The sequence below is a fragment of the Nonomuraea mangrovi genome, assembly GCF_042681425.1.
GTDB classification, from domain to species: domain Bacteria; phylum Actinomycetota; class Actinomycetes; order Streptosporangiales; family Streptosporangiaceae; genus Nonomuraea; species Nonomuraea mangrovi.
The window spans coordinates 89897-111481 of sequence record NZ_JBHUFV010000055.1 but is presented as its reverse complement, the minus strand read 5'-3'; the positions used below and the strand labels follow the sequence as shown (position 1 = coordinate 111481).

Here is a 21585-nt window from a genome sequence, read left to right as displayed (position 1 = left end):
GGGGGATCGGATGCGGGGGGCGATCGCCACGCTGCGCGACGGGTTCCTGTCGCTGCCCGCGAAGCCCCCTTGGCGGTACGGCCTGCTGTGCGGCGTGGCGGTGGCGCTTCCGCTGGCGGTGGGCGCGCTGGCCGGGCGGCCACGCGAGGGCGCGGTCGTCGCGCTCGGCGCCTATTTCACCGCCTTCGGCGACTCGTACGGCCAGCCGTACGGGGAACGGGCCAAGACCCTGTTCCGCACGGTGCCGCTGCTGATGGTGGGCTTCTGGCTCGGTTGCTTCTTGGCGCTGAACGAGTGGTACGCCGTGCTGGGCGTGGGTCTGGCCGCGGCGGCGGGCGCGCAGTGGAAGATGATCGGGTTGCCGCCGGTGCTGGCGGTGGTGGCAGGGTTCTTCAGCGGCCTGGCCCCGGGTGCCGTCCCTCCGTTGCTGATGGGGCTCGGCGGGATCCTGTACTGCGCGATCACCCTGGCGCTGTGGCCGGTGCGCAGGCTCGACCCGCTGAAGCAGGCGCTGGCGACGGCGAGTACGGCGATGGCCGACCTGCTGGACGGGTTCGACGAGCCGGAGGAGGAGTGGGCGCAGCTCCGCCGGCGGGCGGCGGACGCGCTGGCGGAGGCGGAGACCGCCGCGGCCGCCTTCCACAGTCCTGAGGACAGCGACCACTCGCCCGACGCGTTCGTGTCGTCGCTGACCAGGATCTTCCACGAGAGCGTCGCGCTGCGGTCGTTGCGCGCCCAGGCACTGGAGGCGGAGGCGACCCCGCCGGAGCTGGACGAGGCGGTCGTCGCGCTCTCCAAGGCGCTGCGGGTAGTGGCCCTTCCCGGAGGCAGGCCCGACATCAAGGCGGCGCTGGCGTCGGTGGCGCACTTCGCGGAGCGGGTGGCGGACGCGCGCGATCGGCTGACCCCCGTCCAGCGGGCGATCCTCGCCCAGATCCGCAAGTGCCTGGACCGTGTCGGGCTGGCGGTCAGGGCCGTGTCGGTGCAGGCCACCGAGGGCCTGCGGGCGCCGACGACGCTGCCGCACCTGACCCTGCAGGCGCCCTCGCTCAGCAACGACGCCACCGCTCATGCGATCAGGTCGGGCATCGCCGTCGCGATCTCGGTGGCGCTCGTGGTCGGCCTGCACGAGCACTACGGCAGGTGGCTGGTGTTCACGGTGCTGGTGGCGCTGCGCCCCAGCTACGGTGACACGATCGACAGGGTGGCCCTGCGGGTGGCGGGCACGGTGATCGGCTCCTCGATGGCCGCGCTGCTGCTGGCGGCCGTTCCCGGGCACGCGACGCTGGTGGTGGTCGTGTGGGCGTTCGCGACGGTGGGGTTCGCGCTGCGCGAGGTCAGCTACGCCTACTGGTCGGTGGTCGCGACGCCGCTCACGCTCATGCTGTCCGACTTCTCCATCACGCTCGACTGGGGCGCGGCGGGGGCGAGGGTGCTGCTCACGATCGGCGGTGGCGTGCTCGCCCTGCTGGCGGCCAGGCTGCTGTGGCCGAGGGGCGAGCAGAGCAGGCTCAGGGGCCGCGTGGTCGACCTGCTGAGGGAGCACGCGCGCATGGTGCGCACGCTGGCCGGGCGCGGCCTGGACGAGCTGCAGCAGCGAACGGAGGCGGCAGGCCAGGCGGCCGACCGGCTGGACGAGTCGCTCGACAAGGTGGACAAGGAGCCAGGCGGCCGGGCGTCCGAGCGGCTACGGCAGGCGGTGACCGACGCCCGCAAGCTGCGGGACGACGCGATCCTGCTGGGGGCGGTCATGAGGGGCGCCCCCGACGGTACGGACGCGACCGTCGCCGTGCTCGACGCCGTGGCCGACAGGATGGAGGCGGTGGCTCATGCCGTACGGCACGAGAAGGCGCCCCCGGAGACGGACGAGCTGGACGCCAGCCTCGCCGAGATGGCCGAGCGGGTGGACGCGCTCATCGAGGAGGCGTCCGCCACGGACGACATGGCGGTCAGGCGGCAGCTGCGCCACGCGGCCACGGCGCATCCGGCGCTGCGGACGCTGACGGCCGACGCGCTGCGCCTGACCGCCGACGTCACCGGGTGATCGCCTGCTCGCGGTGGCCGCGGCGCCCCGACAGGGCCGCGATGGACGACTCCGCGTCAGCGTCCGAGGGTCAGGCCGGGGTCTGGTCCTCGGCGTCGGCGGCCTCGATCTCGTCGCGGGAGATGCCGAGCAGGTAGAGGATCGAGTCGAGGTAGGGCGTGTTGACCGCGGTGTCGGCGGCCTGCCGTACGACGGGTTTGGCGTTGAAGGCGACGCCGAGACCAGCGGCGGCGATCATGTCGAGGTCGTTGGCGCCGTCGCCGATGGCGACGGTCTGGCTGATCGGCACCATCGCCTCGCGGGCGAACCGCTCCAGGGCGCGCGCCTTGCCGGGACGGTCGACGATCTCGCCGACGACCCCGCCGGTCAGCTTGCCGTCGACGACCTCGAGCGTGTTGGCCGCCGAGTAGTCGATGCCGAGGTCGTGCACCAGGGCGTCGGTGATCTGGGTGAAGCCGCCGCTGACGATGGCGAACTTGTAGTCGAGCCGCTTCAGCGTCCGTACCAGCGTGCGCGCGCCTGGGGTGAGCACGACCTCGTCGCGGACCTTGCGGAAGGTCTCCTCCGGCAGGCCCGCCAGGAGCTTGACCCTGCGGCGCAGCGACTCGGCGAAGTCGAGCTCGCCGCGCATCGCCTCCTCGGTCACCTTGGCGACCTCGTCGAGGCAGCCCGCGTGGGCGGCGAGCAGCTCGATGACCTCGCCCTGGATGAGCGTGGAGTCGACGTCCATGACGATCAGGCGCTTGGCCCTGCGGGACAGTCCTGAGCGCTGCACGGCCACGTCGACCTGCTGGGCGGCGGCCTCGGCGGCCAGCTCCACCCGCAGGGCGTCGGGGTCGGCGCCGGAGACCGACAGCTCGATGCAGGTAACCGGCCACTGGGCGAGGCGCTCGATACGGTCGATGTTCGCGCCCGCGGCGGCGATCCGTCCGGCGATGCCGCCGATCGCGGCCGGCGGCAGGGCGGCGCCGAGCACGCTCACCGACAGGCGGCCACGGCGGCGCTTTTCCTTGGTCATGGAGCCGGTGGCGAGGTCGATCTCCATGCCGAGGTCTTCGGCGACCCGCTCGGCCGCGGTCCAGAGGGCGCCGATCGTGCCGCCCGTGCCCGTCGATGGGCCTCCGGAGTAGGCGACGAGGACGCCGAGGGTGAGGCGGCCGCGGATGACGACCTGCTCGATGTCGGCCACGGTCACGGGGAAGCCCGAGAGAACCGAGAAGAGCCGCGAGGTGACACCGGGCCGGTCGGGCCCGGTGAGAGTGATCAGGAGCGTGCGCTGGTCCACATCAGGCCACGCTACTGGCACCGGCAGGATGCTCGGCATCGAGGTTCACCATTCGGACGGCTGACCTTGGGCGTGTGGCCATCATGGGCTGCCTTCATAGGTACATGCACCGCTACACCGTGGGACTGGCCCGCACGCCCGCTGATCTCCAGGCCGCCCAGCGCCTGCGCTATCGCGTGTTCGCCGAGGAGCTCGGCGCGCGGCTCGACTCGCCTGTCACGGGGTTGGACACCGACCCCTTCGACACCTACTGCGACCATCTGCTCGTCCGCTCCGGCGACGAGGTGGTCGGCACCTACCGGCTGCTGCCTCCGAAGCGGAAGGACCGCCTCTACTCGGACACCGAGTTCGATCTGGCGGCCCTGTCTCATCTGCGCGACGACCTGGTCGAGGTCGGGCGCTCCTGCGTGCATCCCGATCATCGCGCGGGATCGGTCATCGGGCTGATGTGGGCGGGGATCGCCCGCTACATGACCGAAGGCGGGTACGGCTGGCTCGTCGGCTGTTGCTCGGTGCCGCTGGAGGACGCCGCCGCCATCATGGACAGGGCGCCGCTCGCTCCCGAGGAGTACCGGGTCAAGCCGCTGCTGCCGTGGACGGATCTCGGCGAGGGCTCGCCGACGTTCGTGATGCCGCCGCTGCTGCGCGGCTACCTCAGGCTCGGCGCGTGGATCTGCGGAGAACCCGCCTACGACCCGGCGTTCGGGTGCGCGGACTTCCTCGTGCTGCTGTCGATGGACCGGGTGGACCAGCGCTACCTGCGGCACTTCCTCAAGGACCCGTCATGAGCCCGTGGTTCCCGACCTCGCCCTGCACGACCACCAGATGCGTGGACGTGCCGATGCGGGCCGCGGGCGTGCTGCGCAAGGTGCTGCGCGGGCTCGCCGCCGTCCTGGTGGTGCTCGCAGGCGTGCCGCTGGCTCGCCTGGTCAGGGGTACGGCACGGCGACGCGTGACGCTGGCGTGGTCGCGCGCGCTGCTCAGGGCGCTGGGCGTCAAGGTGGAGGTGCGACAGGGGTTCGCGTTCTTCGCGGGCGCCGTGCCGTCCGCGGAGGAGACGCCGTCGGAGGAGACGGATCCCGCGCAGGGGGCACGGCTGGTCGTGGCCAACCACATCTCGTGGCTCGACCCGCTGGTGGTCGCCGCCGCGCTGCCGTGCAGGCTGGTCGCCAAGAGCGAGGTGTCCACGTGGCCGGTGGTCGGCGGCCTGGCCACCGGGTCAGGCGCGCTGCCCATCGCCCGCGACTCGCTGCTCGAACTGCCGGGCGCGGTGGCCAGGATCGCGGACGCGCTGCGGTCCGGCGAGACGGTCGCCGCCTTCCCTGAGGGGACGACCTGGTGCGGCAGGGGGAGTGGGACGTTCAGGCCCGCGGTCTTCCAGGCGGCGGTGGACGCGGGCGTGAGCGTCACGCCCGTCGCCATCGCCTACAGGGAGGCCGAAGGGCCGAGGACCACCGCTCCCGCGTACGTCGGGGACGACACGCTGGCCGCCTCCCTGCTGCGGGTGATCGCGGTGCGGAACCTCGTCGTCGAGGTCACCATCCTGCCGCCGGTGAACGCCGCGGACAGGAAGGAGCTCGCGGGCCTGGCCGAGGCGGCCGTCGCCTCCGCCACGGGCCGCCTGCCTCTGCCCCGCCACACCCCTGCTCCCGCCCTCACCTGAGCCCGACGGGTCCGGCGGTGCCGGGAACGCCCGACCCCGGATACGAGAACGCCCGCTCTCGACGAGGCGAGAGCGGGCGTCGGTTGAAAGGTCAGCGAACGACCTTCGTCGTGGCGCTCTTGACGTAACCGAATCCGGGAACGCCCAGGCGGTCGAGCTCCTCCTTGCTGAGGTTCTCCATGCCGGTCTCGACGTTGTAGGAAACGACGCCGAGAACGGCCTTCTGCGAACCCGCTGCCTTCTTCGTCAGTTTGGCGTCGAAGACCATGGCGATCGACTCGCCCTTCTTCACCGTGGCGGGAAGGACGCAGAACAGCTCACGCTTGATCAGCTCGCAGGCCGTGTCGTCCACGCTGGTCCGGTAGCTGATCTTGCGCAGGTCGACGCCCTTGGGGAACAGACCGCCCACGAACCAGGTGCCAGCGGTCGCCTCGTGCGGTCCGGTGTTGACGGCGGTGATCGTGTAGCGGATCTTGCCGCCCGCCTTCGCCTTCTTGGTCGCGGTGAGCTTGACGTCGAAGACGGAGAACGGGTCGGCGGCCGACTTCGCGGCCGCGACAGCGGCGACAGGTGCCGTGGGTGCGGCCGAAACGGGCGCGGCGGTGAAGGCAAGAGCGCCCGCCAGCGGGGCGGCGAGCATGAAAGAAGCGATGCGGCGCATTCACGTCTCCGATGAGGAAGAGGACGAGGATGCCCAGGTTTATGAGCCCCCGTTAAGACCGCAGATTTTTATCACGTTTGGCCAGGAAAGATCTACCTTTTATGGGAGAGGAGTAGGTGCGAATCCCCGAATTCATGCCACAAGTAGCCCTCTTGCAGGGCCGCCGCGTAGGAACGTGCCAACGTCTCCTCTCCCGCGATCGCCGTCAGCATCATGAGATGCGTCGAGCGCGGCTCGTGCAGACCGGTGATGAGGCCGCTGACCGACGTGACGCCCTTCGCGGGTGTGACGATGTGGTCGGTCCAGCCTGAGGCCGCGTGCACCAGCCCGTCGGAGCACACCGCGGTCTCCAGGGCGCGCACGACCGTGGTGCCAGCCGCGATGATCCTGCCGCCCTCCGAACGGGTCAGGTTCACCAGGTGCGCGGTCGTCTCGGGTACGGCGAAGCGCTCGGCATAGGGGGGTTCGTTCTTCTCCACGGAGGCGACGCCGGTGTGCAGGGTGACGGGCGCGACCCTGACGCCGCGCGCCACCAGCTCGGTCACCAGCGAGGTCGTGAACGGCCGTGCCGCGCTCGGCATCTCGGCGCTGCCCGGCACCGTCGCGAACACCGTCTGGTAGTCGGCGAGGGGCCAGTCCTTGTCGACGTACGAGTACCGGATCGGCACGCCGTACGACATCAGGTACTTCTCGACGTCGCGGTCGAGGGTGGCCCGCCAGAGGCGGGGCGTCTCCCGCGCGACCAGACGCAGCGTCGCGCCACCGGGCAGCGGCAGCCACTCACCTGGCGCGCCTCCCGCGTAGGGCTCGAAGGACAGGCGGCGCAGCTCCACCAGCCACGTGCCGTCCTCGCGCGCGGTGGAGAAGTGCACGGCCAGCCGGTCGAGCCTGACGGCCGCGGGCAGGGTGGCGGAGTTGTTGACCACCACCAGGTCGCCGGGCGCCAGGAGGGAGGGCAGATCCGCGAAGGTGCGGTGGGAGTCGCCCTCCGCGTCGGACACCATCAGCCGTACGGCGTCGCGCGCCACCCCCCTCGCCTCCGGCGGCTCGTGTGCGGACAGCGCCTCGGGGAGCGCGAAGTCAGTGCTCATGGCGTTCCGCTCCTCGACGGCTCCGGCGCTGCGGGTCGACGGTCATGGGAGGCTCACCCTGCCGCTCGCGGGACGGCCCTTGATCAGGTCGTGCAGGGCGGCGGCGACGGCCGCGGGGTCGCCCGCGTTCGCGGCCTCCTCGGCGCCCACGGCGTCGGCGAGCATGCGGGTGTTCATCTCGCCCGGGTCCACCCACCAGACCGCCACGTCGGGCTCCTCGGCGGCCAGCACGTTCGAGAGCTGGTCGAGCGCGGCCTTCGTCGCGCCGTACCCGCCCCATCCCTCGTAGGCGCCGGTGGCGGCGTCGGAGGAGATGTTCACCACCGACCCGCGGCGGCGGCGCAGCGCGGGCAGCGTCGCCTGCGTCAGCCCGAGCGGCGCGACCACGTTGGTCGTCAACAGCTCGTCGAAGACGTCGAGGGGATAGTCGGCCAGGTGGGGCAGCGGGGTGGCGCCGAGCCCGCCGGCGTTGTTGACCAGCAGGTCGAGCTCGGGTACGGCCTGCGCGAGCCGCGCCCGGTGGGTGGGATCGGCCACGTCGCCCGCGATGGCCGTCGCGCCCAGCTCGGCGGCGGCCTTCTCCAGTTCCTCGGCACCCCTGGCGGTGAGGACGAGCCGCCATCCGGCGGCCGCCAGCGATCGAGCGAGCGCGAGTCCGAGCCCGCGGGAAGCGCCGGTGATGAGTGCGGTGTTCGTCATGGAGACGACGGTAGGAAGCGCGCACCCGCACGACATCGGGCGCGCGGCCGAGCCCGTGCTGAGCACTTCGACCTAGGACCGTAGGCTGAGGCCCGTGAGCCCCGAATCCGACATCCTGCGAGCGGTGAGCTCGGCCGTCCTGGCCGTCACCCGGCACCTGTCGGTGCGCGAGGTCCTGCAGGTCATCGTCCGCTCGGCGCAGCAGCTGCTCAACGCCAGATACGCGGCGCTCGGCGTGCCCGACGAGGACGGCTCCTTCGCCGAGTTCGTCGCCGAGGGGATCACCGACAAGCAGTGGGAGGCCATCGGGCCGCTGCCCCGCCAGCATGGCATGCTCGGCGCGATGCTCCGCGAGGGGGTCCCCGTCCGCCTGCCCGACCTGACGAAGGACTCCAGGTTCGAGTACTGGCCCAAGGCCCACCCCGTCATGCGTGACTTCCTCGGCGTGCCGATCCTCGACGGCGGCGAGGTGCTCGGCATCATCTTCCTGGCCAACAAGAAGGTGCAGGGCGGGTTCACCGAGGACGACGAGAAGCTGCTGACGATGTTCGCGGCGCACGCCGCGCTCGCGCTGACCAACGCCCGCCTCTACGAGCGGGGGCGCGAGCTGGCCATGCTCGAGGAACGCAACAGGATGGCCCGCGAGCTGCACGACGCGGTCACCCAGAAGCTGTTCTCGCTCCGGCTGACCGCGCAGGCCGCCAACGCCCTGCTGCCCGTCGACCCGGCCCGCGCCGCCGTCGAGCTCGACCGCGTCCAGCGCCTGGCCGGAGAGGCGCTGGCCGAGCTGCGCGCCGTCATCGTGGAGCTGCGGCCCGCCGAGCTCGACAGGCACGGCCTCGCCGAGACGCTGCGCAAGCACGTACGGCTGCTCGACAGGCTCCAGCCGTGCCAGGTGACCTTCGTGGGCGACGAGCTGCCTCCGCTGCCCGCCGAGGTCGAGGTGGCCGTCCTGCGCGTGGCCCAGGAGGCGCTCCACAACGCGCTGCGCCACTCCTACGCCGAACGGGTCGAGGTCAGGCTCACGTACGCGTCAGGCAAGCTGGCGCTCCTGGTGCGCGACGAGGGCGTAGGGTTCGACGACTCCGAGCAGCTGCGGGGGCTCGGGCTGGTGTCGATGGGCGACCGCGCCGAATCCGTCGGCGGCAAGGTGACCGTGACGTCCGTGCCGGGACAGGGCACGGTGGTGCGCATGGAGGTGGGCGTGTGATCCAGGTGCTGATCGCTGACGATCATCCGGTCGTACGGCAGGGCCTGCGCACCTTCCTCGACCTGCAGGACGACATCACCGTCGTCGGCGAGGCGGGGGACGGGGAGGAGGCGGTCTCCCTGGTGGAGGCGCTCCGTCCCGACGTGCTGCTGCTGGACCTCAAGATGCCCGTCCTCGACGGCCTCGGCACGCTCGAACGGCTCGGCGGCTCCCCGACCAGGATCCTCGTGCTGACCTCGGTGAGCGACCGGTCCGACGTGGGGCCCGCGATGCGGGCGGGGGCGGCCGGGTTCCTCTACAAGGACGTCGACCCGAACGCGCTCGTCCAGGCGGTGCGGGCGGTACACGGCGGGCAGGTGCTGCTGGCTCCCGAGGCGGCCTCGGCGATGATGGCGGCCGAGGCCGCGCCGGTCCCGCTGACGGAACGGGAGCGGGAGGTGCTCCGGCTGATCGCCGCAGGCCGGTCGAACAAGGAGATCGCCCGGGATCTGGCGGTGGCGGAGAAGACGGTCAAGACGCATGTGTCGAACGTGCTGATGAAGCTCGGCGTCCAGGACCGCACCCAAGCCGCCCTCTACGCCGTCCGCCACGGCCTGGCCTGAACCGTCACCCTCCGATCCTGGTATCCCCGGATGGGCGGCGGCCCCCGGGCGGTGTGTCCCCGAAAAGACCTGGGCCCCCGGACAGGTGTGCTTGTCCGGGGGCCGGTGCCGTCGGGGGTCTTCGACCGGGTTTCACAACCGCGCGAAGCCCCCGAAAGGCGTCAGGTGTCCTTCTTCTCGTTCCGCTCCACCCGCGTCGGGGACGGCGGGTTCCACTTCGGCGGCGGAGGCGGCGGGGGAGGCGTGTAGGTCCCGCTACCCGTGCGCCGCTTCTTCTGCGGCCAGACGATCTTCGTCCTGGTGTTCTTCATGTACAGGTGGCCCTTGAGGCCCATCCGGGCGAGTTCCTCCTGGTCGAGGTCCTCCGCGCCGGTGGGCAGGTCGTAGGCCACCACGCCGAGCTTGGCGTTGGCCGACCCCTTGGTGTCCTTCTTCAGGGTCAGCTGGAAGTTGAGCCAGGTCGTGCCGCCCACCGGTACCTGGTACCGCGGCATGCACAGGAAGACCTGACCTTCCCAGACGCACTGGGTGCCCTTCGGGCCGCCCCACTTCAGCGTCGGCACGACGCCCTTGGGCACGAAGCCGCCGATGCCGAAGTAGTCGGCGTCGTAGGGCCCGAGGTTCTTGGCCTTGATGTAGTACGTGATCTTGCCGCCGCGCTTCGTCGCCTTGTTGTACGAGACGCTCACGCTGAACTTGGAGAATGGATCCTTCTTGGCCGCCGCCACCACAGGGCCGGCCAAGGGCGCGACCGCCGCCGCCGCGGGTGCCGCCGCGGCAAGTGGGGCCAGTGGCGCGATCAGGCCAAGCCCTAAGAACATGCCGACTGCTCGGCGCATCGTGCAGCTCCCCCCTAACGGAACTGGAAATCCCCCATTCTCTAGGCGATTATTGCCCAGAGCAAAGATTTCGCAAAGAGTGATGATCTATCGTGATATGACGTTGCTTGCACACTGTGCAGTGAGCCGGTCACTCTTGCGACTGGGGGGAATCGCACGAGGGGGAGGGCTCAGGTGCCTGACAAGCACCCGTTACAGCCAGGAGACCCAGCCGAGCTGGGCCAGTACCGGTTGCTCGGGCGGCTGGGCAAGGGCGCGCAGGGGATCGTCTACAAGGCCGAGGGTCCTGACGGCGAACTGGTCGCGATCAAGCTCCTCAACACCAGGCTCGACGCCCCCGGCATCGACGCCGAACGGTTCATGCGCGAGGTCGCGGCCGCCAGGCGGGTGGCGCAGTTCTGCACCGCACAGGTGCTCGGCGCGAACATGGACGGCGAGCTGCCGTACATCGTCAGCGAGCTGGTAGAGGGCGTCTCTCTCCAGCGCGTCGTGCAGATGGACGGCCCTCGCTCGGGCGGCGCCCTCTACCGCCTGGCCGTCGGTACGGTCACCGCGCTCGCGGCCATCCACCGCGCCGGAATCGTCCATCGTGACTTCAAGCCGAGCAACGTGCTGCTGGGCCCCGACGGCCCACGAGTGATCGACTTCGGCATCGCCAGGGCGCTCGACTCGTCGATGACGCTCAGCAGCGGGGTCGTGGGCACGCCCGCCTACATGTCCCCCGAGCAGATCTCGGGTGAGCGGGTCGGGCCCGCGAGCGACCTGTTCAGCTGGGCCCTGACGATGACGTACGCGGCCACCGGCGCGCCGGCGTTCGGCCAGGACAGCCTGCCCGCGGTCATCTACCGCGTGATGAACGACGAGCCCGACCTGTCGGCGTTCCCCGACAGCCTGCGGCCGCTGGTGCAGGCGTGCCTGAGCAAGCGGGCGGAGGAGCGGCCCTCCGCGGCCGAAGCGCTGTTCTCGCTGCTGGAGAACCAGGGCGCGGCTGCCGAGCGGGACGCCGAGGTGGCGATGACCACGGGGTCGCAGGTGGCGGCCGAGGAGGTGACGCCTCAGGGGCTGTTCGACTCCCTGCCCGACGGCTGGGCGAAGCCGCAGGAACCCGCCGCCGACGCGCCTGCCGCGGGCCTGCCGCAGGCGGGTCAGGGCCGGCACCCGATCGAGGGTCCGCCTCATCCGGCTCCCCCGAGCCCGGGCGGGGCGCAGGAAGGCCCGTACGGCCGGCCCCCGGTCAACCCGATCCCCGCGCAGTCCACCCCCGGCGGGTGGGTGAGCCCGTCGGACTCCTACCCCGGCGGGTGGGCCAACCCCTCGGGTACGCCGTACGTTCCGCCGCAGCCGCCCGCCCCGCCGTACGGCCAGCCGTATGGACCGCCGCCACAGGCCTTCGTACCGCCCCAGCCGGGCCCCTCCCACCAGGACCACCCGCCACACCAAGGCCCCTCCTATCAGGGCGGCGTTCCCCCGAGGCCGCTGCACCAGGGGCCGCCTCGCGAGGGCCTCCCGCAGCAGGGAGGCCCCCAGCAGGGAGGCCCGCAGCAGGGAAGCCGGCCGCAGGGGCTTCAGAGCCAGGAGCCGCCGCGCCAGGGCCCGCCGTATGCCGGTGGGTCCGGGCCTGGCTCGCCGTACCCGGCCCCGGCGCCAGGCGGTACCCCTCCGCACGGCGGTACCCCTCCGCACGGGGGCGGTGGCCTCCCCGGCGCGGGCTCGCCCGACGCCGGCTCCCAGCGAGCGGGGGCCGGCGGGAGAGCGGGAGCGCAGGGTAAGGCCTCGCCCGCGCGCGACAACGACAACGACGCGTTCTTCAGGGAGACCAGGCCCGAGGAGCAGCGCGCGGAGGACTCGTCGCGCCGCCGCAGAGCGGTGATGGTCGGCGGCGCGCTGGTCGTGGCGCTCGCGCTGGCGGCGGGCGTCCTGCTGTTCGTGCCGCGCGCGTTCGAGGGTCCGGTGGATCCGTCGCCGAGCCCGCTCGCCAACGGGACACCCACGGCGCAGGCCTCTCCTTCCGCCTCCCCTTCGGCGTCGGTGTCCGTCTCGCCGACGGGTTCCGCTCCGCCGACCCCTGCCCCGACGGTCGCGCCCACCGGGCCGCCCGTGGCGCTTCCCGCGCTCGGCAAGCAGGACGGCAAGTCGCTGTCCGGCCACAGCGAAGCCGTCCAGTCGCTGTCGGCGATCAAGATCGGGGACGGTCTGCGGTTCGTGTCCGGCGGGCAGGACGGCGTGCTGCGCGTCTGGGATCCCGTCAAGCGCACCACCGTCAACAAGCTGCGCGGCCACGACAACGACATCTACGCGGTCGCCTGCGTGACCGTCGGCTCCACGCCGATGGCCGTGACCGGGGGCTACGACCACACGGTCCGCCTGTGGAACCTCAAGACCCGCAAGGGCACGGTCCTCGGCAGGCATCCGATCGCGGTGTTCGCGGTCGCGGTGGGCAAGGTGGGCGGCAAGTACGTCGCGGTCACCGGCGACGGCGACGGCATGCTGCGGTTCTGGGACGTGAAGAAGCGCAAGCAGATCGGCTCGGTCAAGGCGCACGCCAAGGACGTCAACTGGCTGAGCGTCGGCCGCGTGGGCGACCGCCCCGTGGTCGTCTCGGCGAGCGAGGACAAGACGCTGCGGGTGTGGGACCTGGCCAAGCGCAAGGCGTACGGCAAGACGTACAAGGGCCACAGCAAGGCGGTGTTCTCCGTCGCGGTGGGCCAGGTGGACGGCAAGGCCGTGGTGGCCTCGGGCGGAAAGGATGAGAAGATCCGCCTCTGGGACCCGAAGACGGGCCGCTCGATCGGCAAGCCCATGTCGGGGCACTCGAGCAACGTGTACTCGCTGTCGTTCGGCTCGGTTGACGGCAAGGCGGTGCTGGCGTCGGGCAGCACCGACGGGACGATCCGCCTGTGGGACCCCGAGAGCCAGAAGGCCCTGGGCCGCTCGGTGAAGGCGCACGGGGGCGGGGTGTACTCGGTCGCGGTCGCCACGGTGGAGGGCGCTCCCGCGGTGGTGTCGGCGGGCAAGGACAAGCGCATCAAGATCTGGCGCTTCGGTTCGGCCCCGTAACGCCCGACGCCGCCCGCGGAATCCCCGGGGCGGGTGCCTGCCGTACGGCTGAGCTCTAGGACCGGGGCTCGAAGACGGCGTGGTGGGCGGAGACGAGCGCGCGGCGGACGGCCGCGTCGAGCGAGCGGAGCGCCACCGCTCGGGCGGCGATCTGCGCGGACGTCAGCCCCCGCTCGTCGGCCATGCGCAGCGCCGTCGACAGGCGGGCGGCCAGCGCCGACACCCGGTGGGCGCGCGGCGGGTACCCGGGCGCCAGCTCGCCCCCGCCGGGCAGCTGACCTGGATGTCCCTGCAGCGGACCCTGCACGCCCGCCAGCGCCTCGGTGGCCTCCCGCATGGCGCCGGTCAGCTCCCGCTCGGCCTCCGCCAGCGACGGCAGGTCGGCCCGCGGCGGCCCCGACTCGTGGACGGCGAGCCGCACCCCCACGTAGGACGAGCCGCGCAGGTCCTGCGCGGGCACGAGCCCGACGACCCGATCCTTCAGCACGGCGATCGCCGCCTCTCCCGCCTCCACCGCGGCCGCGTTGAAGGCCGTTGGCCCGGAAAGTCCCAGCGGATCACCGGGAGCGGGCAGCGCGAGACGGAGTTCGGTGAGACCGTCGACTCGTAGCTCGGCAAGATAGCGGCGCAGCGGCAGCGAACCGACGACGACCGGTCCTGACAACTTCTCGACCTGGTCGGCGGCCTCGTCGAGGCCGACATGTCCGGTCAGCCAGGCGTTGCCCCACGCGACGAGCGACGGTGAGATAGGCGTTTGAGGGCGCACCGGTCCACGATATGCGCTCGCCCTGCAATAGGTTGGTCCCCGAGCGGTCCATAGGGAGGTATCAGCGATGGGTGGTCAGGTGCTGCGGCTCCAGGACGTGGGTGTCCGGCGGGACGGGGCGGCCCTGATACGCGGCATCGACTGGGCGGTCAACGAGGACGAGCGCTGGGTCGTCATCGGACCGAACGGCGCGGGCAAGACGACGCTGCTGCAGGTCGCCGCCACGTTGCTGTTCCCCAGCGAGGGCGCGGTCGAGGTGCTGGGCGAGCGCATCGGGCAGACCGACGTGTTCGACCTTCGTCCGCGCATCGGTCTGGCCAGTTCGGCGCTGGCGGAGAAGGTGCCGGCCGAGGAGAAGGTCATCGACCTGGTGCTGACCGCGTCCTACGCGATCCTGGGCCGCTGGACGGAGGAGTACGACTCCCACGACGTCACCCGTGCGGTCGAGCTGATCGACATGATGGGCGTCGCGCACCTGATCAGGCGGCGTTTCGGCACGCTGTCGGAGGGTGAGCGCAAGCGCGTCCAGATCGCCCGCGCCCTCATGCCGGACCCCGAACTGCTGCTGCTCGACGAGCCCGCCGCGGGGCTCGACCTGGGCGGGCGCGAGGATCTCGTACGGCGGCTCGGGACCCTGGCCGGCGACTACCGTTCGCCCACGATGGTGCTGGTCACGCACCACGTGGAGGAGATTCCCTCCGGGTTCACCCACGCGATGCTGCTGCGCCACGGCTCGGTCGTCACCCAGGGGCCGATCGAGCATGTGATGACCGCCGACAACCTCTCGCGGACGTTCGGGGTGCCGCTGGTCCTGGAGCGCAACTCCCACGGCCGCTGGTACGCCAGGCCTCAATAGCATTTGTACGGATAACGGCTGCTACAAGGGAAAACCAAATATCATCTTCGGGAGCCGGACCTACGACTCTCGGAGTGTGGCCATGGGCACCGAGCAGCTGATCGTCGCGCTTGTCGTGGTCGCGGTGGTGGGGTTCGCGCTGGCGAGGACGGTCCGGATCATCCCGCAGGCCACTGCGGCGATCATCGAACGGCTCGGCCGCTACCATCGCACGCTCGCCCCTGGGCTCAACCTCGTCGTGCCGTTCATCGACAGGATCAAGGAGATGATCGACCTGCGGGAGCAGGTCGTGTCGTTCCCTCCGCAGCCGGTCATCACCTCCGACAACCTCGTGGTCTCCATCGACACGGTCATCTACTTCCAGGTGACCAACCCGAAGGCGGCCACCTACGAGATCGCGAACTTCCTCGTCGGCGTCGAGCAGCTGACGGTCACGACGCTGCGCAACGTCGTCGGCGGGATGGACCTGGAGCGGACGCTCACCTCCCGCGAGGAGATCAACACCGAGCTGCGCGGGGTGCTCGACGAGGCGACGGGCAAGTGGGGGATCAGGGTCAACCGCGTCGAGCTGAAGGCGATCGACCCGCCCGCGTCGATCCAGGACTCGATGGAGAAGCAGATGCGGGCCGACCGGGACAAGCGGGCCGCGGTGCTGACGGCGGAGGGGCAGAAGCAGGCGGCGATCCTGACGGCCGAGGGCGAGAAGCAGGCGGCGGTGCTCAGGGCCAGGGGCGAGGCGGAGGCGGCGGTCCTGCGGGCTCAGGCCGAGGCGGAGGCCGCGGCGATGCGAGCCAAGGGCCAGGCGGACGCGATCGGGATGGTGTTCAGGGCGATCCACGAGGGCAAGCCTGACGAGCGGCTGCTGGCCTACCAGTACCTGCAGATGCTGCCGGAGATCGCCAAGGGCGACGCCAACAAGCTGTGGATCGTGCCTTCCGAGATGGGGAAGGCCCTGGAGAATCTCGGCGGCCTGTTCGGCGGCACGAAGGACACCAAGGACACGCAGGAGTAATCCACCCCCCGCGAGCCGCCGCGCCAGGGTGCCCGGTACGCCCCTTCCGACGGCCGCCCGCCTCGCCACGTGCCGATGAGTGCCGACCCCGGAGCAGGGCAGATGAGGGCCTACGTCTAGGCTCTGGCGGCAGTGCATACGGAATACGAAAGGGGCGGGACGTGACGCCGTGGGAAGCGGTCGCGATCTGCGCGGCCGGAGTCGCAGCCGGAGCCATCAACGCCGTCGTCGGATCGGGGTCGCTGATCACCTTTCCCACGCTGGTGGCCGTAGGCGTCGACCCCGTCACGGCCAACGTGTCGAACAATATCGGCCTCGTTCCCGGCTCCTTCACCGGCGCGTACGGCTACCGCGCCGAGCTCAAGGGCCAGCGTGACCGTCTGGTCAAGCTGGGCATGGGCTCGGCGCTCGGTTCCCTGGTCGGCGGCCTGCTCCTGCTGGTCCTCGACCCTGACGTCTTCAAGGTCGTCGTCCCCGTCCTGATCGCGATCGCCTGCGTGCTGGTCGTCCTGCAGCCCAAGTTGAACGGCTGGCTGGCCGCGCGCCGGGAGCACGCCCACCCCGACGGCGGCCCGATGCTGTGGCTGGGGGTGTTCGGCGCGGGGGTCTACGGCGGCTACTTCGGCGCCGCCCAGGGCGTGCTGCTCATCGGTCTGCTCGGCGCCTTCCTGACCGAGGACCTGCAGCGGGTCAACGCCGCGAAGAACGTCCTGTCGCTGATCGTCAACGCCACGGCGGCCGTGCTGTTCACGATCATCGCGCCGGTGGACTGGTGGGCGGTGCTGATGGTGGCGCTCGGCGCGACGCTGGGCGGTTTCCTGGGCGCGAAGGTGGGTCGCCGGTTGCCCGCTCCGGTGCTGCGCGGGTTCATCGTGTGCGTGGGAATCGTCGCCATCATCAAACTGGTGTACGGATAAATCCCAGCTAAACGGGTATAAATCAGGGCATGAAGGGTGATCGGGTCGAGATCGTGATCGACGCGGGAGGCACCCCGCGCACCTACGAAGTGATCGCCACCAAAGCGGGCAGGCGCGTCGAAGTCGCCACCAGACGGGGCCTGGTCGAGGTCAGCGAGGTGACAAGAAGCGGCACGGCCGTACGCACCGCGCGCTTCATGTCCAGCAGGATCCTCGCCCTCGTCGAGCACCCCGCCGACGCACCCCGTCCAGCGGGTCAGCGGAAGTCGGCCGCGTGATCGGCGGCCCACTCCGCGAATGACCTCGCGGGGCGGCCCGTCAGCCGCTCCACCGTGTCCGTGACCTCCTCGGGAGCGGTGACGAAACTCCCCCAGGCGGAGACGGCCTCCCGTGCCAGCACGGGATCGCCCCACGCGGCCGCCATCTGCGCCACCGCCTCCTCGGGCGGCAACTCCTCCCACCGCACCTCGCGTCCCACGGCCGAGCCGATGATCCGCACCTGCTCGGCCTGGGTGATCGTGGCGGGCCCGCTCAGCACGGGAGCCTGCCCGACGAGATCGTCCGACAGCAACGCCTTCACCGCGACGGCGGCGATGTCGGCCTCGTGGATCAGCGAGCGGGCCGCCGCGCCGTGCACCCACCTGACCGTGCCCTCGCGGACCTGCTCGGCCCAGCCGAGCGTGTTGGACGCGAAACCGCCGGGCCGCAGGAACGTCCACTCCAGCGGTGACGCCTGGATGAGGCGCTCGACGTCCTTGTGGAACATCGTGGAGTCCTCGGGAAGGTTCGCCGACAGGTAGACGACGCCGCGCGCGTGCTCGGCGACGAGGTCGACCACCTTGGCCGCCGTCTCGGCGGCGAAGCCGGGCCAGATGAGCAGGACCCTGTCGACCCCTTCGAGGGCTGCGGCCAGTGAAGAGGGGTCGGTGAGGTCACCCTTGACGACCTCCACCCCCTCGGGGAAGGAGGCCTTGGCCGGGTTCCTGACGAATGCCCTGACCTGGGCGCCTTCGGCGACGAGCAGGTTGACTGCGTGGCGGCCGACGTTGCCGGTCGCTCCGGTGACGAGAATCATGAGAACGACCGTAAAAGTTGAACGAAGGTTTAAGTCAAGGGGCGCACCTGGATGGTGCCGTCCTGCCGTACGCGGGTCTCGAAGGTGGGCGCGGGCGCGGTGGCGGGGCCGTGCTTGACCGAGCCGTCGGTCAACCGGAAGGTGCTGCCGTGCCAGGGGCAGACGACGCACGGCACGCCGTTCTTCATCACGATCCTGCCCTGGTGAAGCGGGCCCGCCAGATGCGAGCACTGGTCGGCGAGCACGGTCACACCGTCGCCGTGACGCATGACGAACAGCTGGATGTAACCGAGCCTGCGGGCCACGGGCCTGCCCTGGGGCAGGTCGTCGAGCTGGCACAGGTCGTGCCAGCCGAGCGGGACCAGGTGCGCGACCTGCTCGGCGTGGTTGGCGCCCGCCGCCTGCCGGTAGGCCAGGTGGCCGCCGAGGTAGCCGCCGACGGCGGCCGCGCCGAGCCCCACGAGCGACAGCGCCTTGCCGCCGCCCTCCCGCCCCGCCAGCCTGAGCAGCAGCGATCCGGAGAACAGGCTCACCGCGGTCAGGTTCACCAGCATGTGGACGAACCCCACCCGCTGCTGCTCGAGGTGCAGCGAGGACCAGTCGGTGATCCCGGCGGCGGCCGTCGGCAGCGCCCCTCCGATCCCCGCGGCGATCAGGGTCCGCGCGGCGCGCGGGTCGGTCTTCGCGAAGTCGAGCAGGGTCGCCGACACCCAGCAGCCGAGTGTCACGGTCGCCAGCGGCGGATGGAGCGGCTTGCCCGTGGGCACGCCGTGCAACCAGTCGCGGAACGTCCCCGGCCTGATCTTCTCGCGTACGGCTTTCGCCAGCATCCTGATCGGCCGGTCCATCGACCTGCTCTTCTCGAGCCTGTCGGCGAGATCGACCGGTCCCGCCAGCCTGACTTTCTCCTTCACGACCGAACCCCTACCCCAGCGGTAAGGGGGTCACTCGGACAGATGACCTCTGCGGACCGAGAGGTCGACCAGTTCGTACGCGTAGGCGCCCAGCGAGGCCGATCCCTCCTCGATGATCTTCACTTTCTCGCGCACCTGGTCGGCCCGCACCTTGAACAGCGGCCACGTGCCACCCTCGGTGTGATGGTTGGCCAGGATCGGGGCGAACCTGTCGAGCGCCTTGGCGAATCGCGCCTCCACCGTCTCGCGCGCCTCGAACTCCTCCCACAGCTCCCTGAAGAGGGTCGCCTGGTCCGGGGGGAGCAGCGCGAAGATGCGGTCGGCGGCGGCGCGCTCGGCCTCCAGCTGCGCCGCCACCGCCGCCGCGTCGTAGATGAACGTGTCGCCCGCGTCGATCTCCACCAGGTCGTGCACGAGCAGCATGGCGACCACGCGCTGGACGTCCGTGCCGGGCGGCGCGTGCTCGCCCAGGATCATCGCCAGCATGCCGACGTACCAGGAGTGCTCGGCGTCGTTCTCCCGCCGCGAGCCGTCCATGAGGCTGTTGCGGCGGATCACCCTCTTCAGTTTGTCGATCTCCAGGGCGAAGGCGATCTGGGTGTTCAGTCGGTCCTCTTCCGGGGCGCTAGTCACGCGCGACACCCTATGCATGACCAACGCGTCCGTCGACCGCAATGATCACGGAGGCCCGTTCTTCGTCACACCGCCTCGACGGTGACGGGGACCCCGTTGAACACGGCGTTGCCGGAAGGGACGTCGATCGCGGCGTCGTCGGTCAGCGTGTTCGCGCTGACCCCCGGATGCTCGGCGGCCACCGCCTGTGCGCTTCCCGCGTGGCCCCAGCCGTGCGGGAGGCTCACCACACCCTGCATGATCGTGTCCGTGGGCTCCAGCGTCACCGTGAGCCGTCCCGTGGCCGAGGTGACCACCGCCTCGCCGTCGAGCCCGAGCCGTGCCACGTCCGCGGGGTTGATCTGCAACGTGCACCTGTTGCTGCCGCCCACCAGCGTGCTGACGTTGTGCATCCAGCTGTTGTTCGAGCGCAGATGCCGGCGGCCGATCAGCACCATCTCGGGAGGAGCGTGCTCCAGCCGTTCCCTCAGTCGCTCCACGTCCTCCAGGAGCTGCGCAGGCGCCAGCTCGACCCGCCCGGAGGCCGTGTGGAGGGCGCCGGGCAGCCGGGGCTCCAGCGGGCCGAGGTCGAGTCCGTGGGGGTTCTCGCGCAGCTTGGCCAGGGAAAGCTCGTAGGGGCCGAGTCGCAGCATCATGTCGAGCCTGCGCTCGGCGCCCGTCTCGCCGTCGAACTGGAGCTCCACACCGGCCTTCTGGAGCGTCTGGTCGATGATGAACTCGTCCAGGTCGCCCTCGAGTCCCGAGGCGATCATCGTGAGCCTGGCCATGATCTCCGACTCCGACGGCCGACCGTCCAGCGGCAGGATGGGCGGCGAGTAGCGCGCGTAGTTGCGCACCGCGAAGCCCAGCAGCGCGAAGTCGTAGTGCCCCGACTGCAGGACCCGCGGCGGCGGCAGGATGACGGTCGCGTGCCTGGTCGTCTCGTTCAGGTACGGGTCCACGCTGACCATGAAGTCGAGCTGCTCGAACGCCTCGTCCAGCCGGGCCCCGTTGGGCGCCGACAGCACGGGGTTGCCCGCCACCGTCACCAGGAAGCGGACCTGACCCTCGCCAGGCGTCTCGATCTCGTCGGCGAGCGTCGCCACGGGCAGCTCGCCGTTGGCCTCGGGCAGCCCGCGCACCCTGCTCTTCCACCTGCCTGTGGTGTACGGCCTGCGGGACCTCGGCGTCTCGGTCGCCGGCATGGGGAACATCGCCCCTCCCGGCCTGTCGAGGTTGCCCGTCAGCGTGTTCAGCACGTCGACCAGCCACTGGGCGAGCGTGCCGAACTCCTGGGTGCAGGTGCCGATCCGCGCGTAGACGGCGGCGGAAGGGGCGGCGGCCAGCTCGCGGGCCAGCCGGACGATCGTCTCCTCGGGCACGCCGGTACGGCGGGCGACGACCTCGGGGGTGAAGTGCCTGGCCGCCTGCCTGACCTCCTCCAGGCCGTTGACCTCGCACGACACCGCGGTCAGGCCTTCGGCGAACAGCGTGTGGACCAGGCCGAACAGCAGGTAGGCGTCGGCGCCGGGCCGTACGAACACGTGCTCGTCGGCCAGCGCCGCGGTCCTGGTGCGCCGCGGGTCCACCACGACCACCTTGCCGCCTCGCCGCCTGATCGCCTTCAGCCTGCCGGGGAAGTCGGGCGCCGTGCACAGCGAGCCGTTCGACTCGAGCGGGTTGGCACCGAGCATCAGCAGGTAGCCGGTGCGGTCCAGGTCGGGGACGGGGATGCGCAGCGGGTGGCCGAACATCAGCCCGCATGCCACGTGCTTGGGCATCTGGTCGGCCGTGCTGGCGGAGTAGACGTTCCTGGTGCCGAGCGCCCTGATGAGCGGCGCGCCGTAGAGCGCGCCCGCCATGGTGTGCGCGCTGGGGTTGCCGAGGTAGACGGCGATCGACTGGCGGTCCTTCACAGCCGCGATGGCGCGGGCCACGGTGTCGAAGGCCTCCTCCCACGTCACCTCGCGCCACTGGTCGCCTTCGCGGACCAGCGGCTTGCTGAGGCGGTCGGGGTCCTCGTCGAGGCGGCCGAGGCTGGCGCCCTTGGGGCAGATGAATCCCTTGCTGAACGGGTCGTCCTTGTCGCCCTTCACGCTGGTGACGTTGCCACCCTCGTCGAGGGTGAGCGTCAGGCCGCAGACGGCCTCGCAGAGGGGGCAGGTGCGGTGCACGGTCGTCATCGCTGCTCCTGAGTTCGTCATCTGAACTCATCTTGTCCCGTACGGCAGGCCGTGGGAAGGCCCGGGAGCCGGGGTCTTCGGGAGCATCTCGTCCCCCGA

20 protein-coding genes are annotated in these 21585 nt (G+C 71.1%); 10 read left to right on the top strand and 10 right to left on the bottom strand.

All coding sequences use genetic code 11. The features are described 5' to 3' along the window. The first annotated feature begins 10 nt into the window (after nt 1–10). Complete coding sequence (locus ACFSKW_RS37370) at nt 11–2044, top strand: FUSC family protein (RefSeq protein ID WP_379578083.1); 2034 nt, start codon at nt 11–13, stop codon at nt 2042–2044. Nucleotides 2045–2114: 70 nt separating this feature from the next. On the opposite strand, the gene serB is transcribed toward ACFSKW_RS37370, so the two are convergent. Further along, nucleotides 2115–3329 (bottom strand): phosphoserine phosphatase SerB, encoded by a 1215-nt coding sequence (gene serB / locus ACFSKW_RS37365; RefSeq protein WP_379578081.1) that lies wholly within the window; start codon nt 3327–3329, stop codon nt 2115–2117. A gap of 104 nt (nt 3330–3433) precedes the next feature. Here serB and ACFSKW_RS37360 point away from each other — a divergent pair, with 104 nt between their 5' ends. Next, nucleotides 3434–4117 carry a GNAT family N-acetyltransferase gene (locus tag ACFSKW_RS37360; RefSeq protein WP_379578079.1) on the top strand — a complete coding sequence of 228 codons (684 nt, stop codon included), beginning with the start codon at nt 3434–3436 and terminating at the stop codon, nt 4115–4117. Next, nucleotides 4114–4992 (top strand): lysophospholipid acyltransferase family protein, encoded by an 879-nt coding sequence (locus tag ACFSKW_RS37355; protein ID WP_379578077.1) that lies wholly within the window; start codon nt 4114–4116, stop codon nt 4990–4992. Before ACFSKW_RS37360 ends, ACFSKW_RS37355 begins: the two co-directional genes overlap by 4 nt. A 91-nt stretch (nt 4993–5083) precedes the next feature. On the opposite strand, the gene ACFSKW_RS37350 is transcribed toward ACFSKW_RS37355, so the two are convergent. From ACFSKW_RS37350 to ACFSKW_RS37340, 3 genes are all read right to left on the bottom strand, one after another. Then, nucleotides 5084–5653 carry a hypothetical protein gene (locus tag ACFSKW_RS37350; RefSeq protein WP_379578075.1) on the bottom strand — a complete coding sequence of 190 codons (570 nt, stop codon included), beginning with the start codon at nt 5651–5653 and terminating at the stop codon, nt 5084–5086. Nucleotides 5654–5745: 92 nt separating this feature from the next. Beyond that, complete coding sequence (locus ACFSKW_RS37345; RefSeq protein WP_379578073.1) at nt 5746–6744, bottom strand: S-adenosylmethionine:tRNA ribosyltransferase-isomerase; 999 nt, start codon at nt 6742–6744, stop codon at nt 5746–5748. Between the two features lie 42 nt (nt 6745–6786). Next, the gene (locus ACFSKW_RS37340; RefSeq protein WP_379578072.1) at nt 6787–7443 is read right to left on the bottom strand and encodes an SDR family NAD(P)-dependent oxidoreductase; all 657 of its coding nucleotides are present in this window, start codon (nt 7441–7443) and stop codon (nt 6787–6789) included. 94 nt (nt 7444–7537) lie between these two features. On the opposite strand from ACFSKW_RS37340, the gene ACFSKW_RS37335 reads away from it, so the two are divergent. Continuing rightward, the gene (locus ACFSKW_RS37335; protein WP_379578069.1) at nt 7538–8653 is read left to right on the top strand and encodes a GAF domain-containing sensor histidine kinase; all 1116 of its coding nucleotides are present in this window, start codon (nt 7538–7540) and stop codon (nt 8651–8653) included. Beyond that, nucleotides 8650–9255, top strand: coding sequence for a response regulator (locus ACFSKW_RS37330; RefSeq protein WP_379578067.1), 606 nt, complete (start codon nt 8650–8652; stop codon nt 9253–9255). Before ACFSKW_RS37335 ends, ACFSKW_RS37330 begins: the two co-directional genes overlap by 4 nt. Before the next feature lie 161 nt (nt 9256–9416). Here the strand turns inward: ACFSKW_RS37330 and ACFSKW_RS37325 are convergent, their stop codons facing one another. After that, nucleotides 9417–10076 carry a hypothetical protein gene (locus tag ACFSKW_RS37325; protein WP_379578065.1) on the bottom strand — a complete coding sequence of 220 codons (660 nt, stop codon included), beginning with the start codon at nt 10074–10076 and terminating at the stop codon, nt 9417–9419. 192 nt (nt 10077–10268) lie between these two features. Here ACFSKW_RS37325 and ACFSKW_RS37320 point away from each other — a divergent pair, with 192 nt between their 5' ends. Further along, nucleotides 10269–13151 carry a protein kinase domain-containing protein gene (locus ACFSKW_RS37320; RefSeq protein ID WP_379578063.1) on the top strand — a complete coding sequence of 961 codons (2883 nt, stop codon included), beginning with the start codon at nt 10269–10271 and terminating at the stop codon, nt 13149–13151. 55 nt (nt 13152–13206) lie between these two features. On the opposite strand, the gene ACFSKW_RS37315 is transcribed toward ACFSKW_RS37320, so the two are convergent. Further along, nucleotides 13207–13917 (bottom strand): hypothetical protein, encoded by a 711-nt coding sequence (locus tag ACFSKW_RS37315; protein ID WP_379578061.1) that lies wholly within the window; start codon nt 13915–13917, stop codon nt 13207–13209. Between the two features lie 67 nt (nt 13918–13984). Here ACFSKW_RS37315 and ACFSKW_RS37310 point away from each other — a divergent pair, with 67 nt between their 5' ends. The 4 genes from ACFSKW_RS37310 (at nt 13985) to ACFSKW_RS37295 (ending at nt 16980) form a co-directional block, all read left to right on the top strand. Beyond that, nucleotides 13985–14773: an ABC transporter ATP-binding protein gene (locus ACFSKW_RS37310; RefSeq protein ID WP_379578059.1), complete on the top strand. Its 789-nt coding sequence runs from the start codon at nt 13985–13987 to the stop codon at nt 14771–14773. Between the two features lie 82 nt (nt 14774–14855). Then, nucleotides 14856–15785, top strand: coding sequence for an SPFH domain-containing protein (locus ACFSKW_RS37305; protein ID WP_379578057.1), 930 nt, complete (start codon nt 14856–14858; stop codon nt 15783–15785). A 161-nt stretch (nt 15786–15946) separates the two neighbouring features. After that, nucleotides 15947–16702, top strand: coding sequence for a sulfite exporter TauE/SafE family protein (locus tag ACFSKW_RS37300; RefSeq protein WP_379578055.1), 756 nt, complete (start codon nt 15947–15949; stop codon nt 16700–16702). A gap of 29 nt (nt 16703–16731) precedes the next feature. Continuing rightward, on the top strand, nt 16732–16980 hold the full coding sequence (locus ACFSKW_RS37295; protein ID WP_358128851.1) for a hypothetical protein: 249 nt from the start codon (nt 16732–16734) through the stop codon (nt 16978–16980). Here the strand turns inward: ACFSKW_RS37295 and ACFSKW_RS37290 are convergent. Genes ACFSKW_RS37290 through ACFSKW_RS37275 form a run of 4 tightly spaced genes read right to left on the bottom strand, consistent with a single transcriptional unit; the run spans nt 16959 to nt 21486 of the window. Beyond that, nucleotides 16959–17777, bottom strand: a complete 819-nt coding sequence (locus ACFSKW_RS37290) for an NAD(P)H-binding protein (protein WP_379578053.1) — start codon at nt 17775–17777, stop codon at nt 16959–16961. The two genes, ACFSKW_RS37295 and ACFSKW_RS37290, sit on opposite strands and share 22 nt — an antisense overlap. A 29-nt stretch (nt 17778–17806) precedes the next feature. Beyond that, complete coding sequence (locus tag ACFSKW_RS37285) at nt 17807–18691, bottom strand: Rieske (2Fe-2S) protein (protein ID WP_379578051.1); 885 nt, start codon at nt 18689–18691, stop codon at nt 17807–17809. Nucleotides 18692–18721: 30 nt separating this feature from the next. Continuing rightward, nucleotides 18722–19342, bottom strand: a complete 621-nt coding sequence (locus ACFSKW_RS37280) for an HD domain-containing protein (RefSeq protein ID WP_379578049.1) — start codon at nt 19340–19342, stop codon at nt 18722–18724. A 47-nt stretch (nt 19343–19389) separates the two neighbouring features. Continuing rightward, on the bottom strand, nt 19390–21486 hold the full coding sequence (locus ACFSKW_RS37275) for a molybdopterin-dependent oxidoreductase (protein WP_379578047.1): 2097 nt from the start codon (nt 21484–21486) through the stop codon (nt 19390–19392). Nucleotides 21487–21585 lie beyond the last annotated feature (99 nt).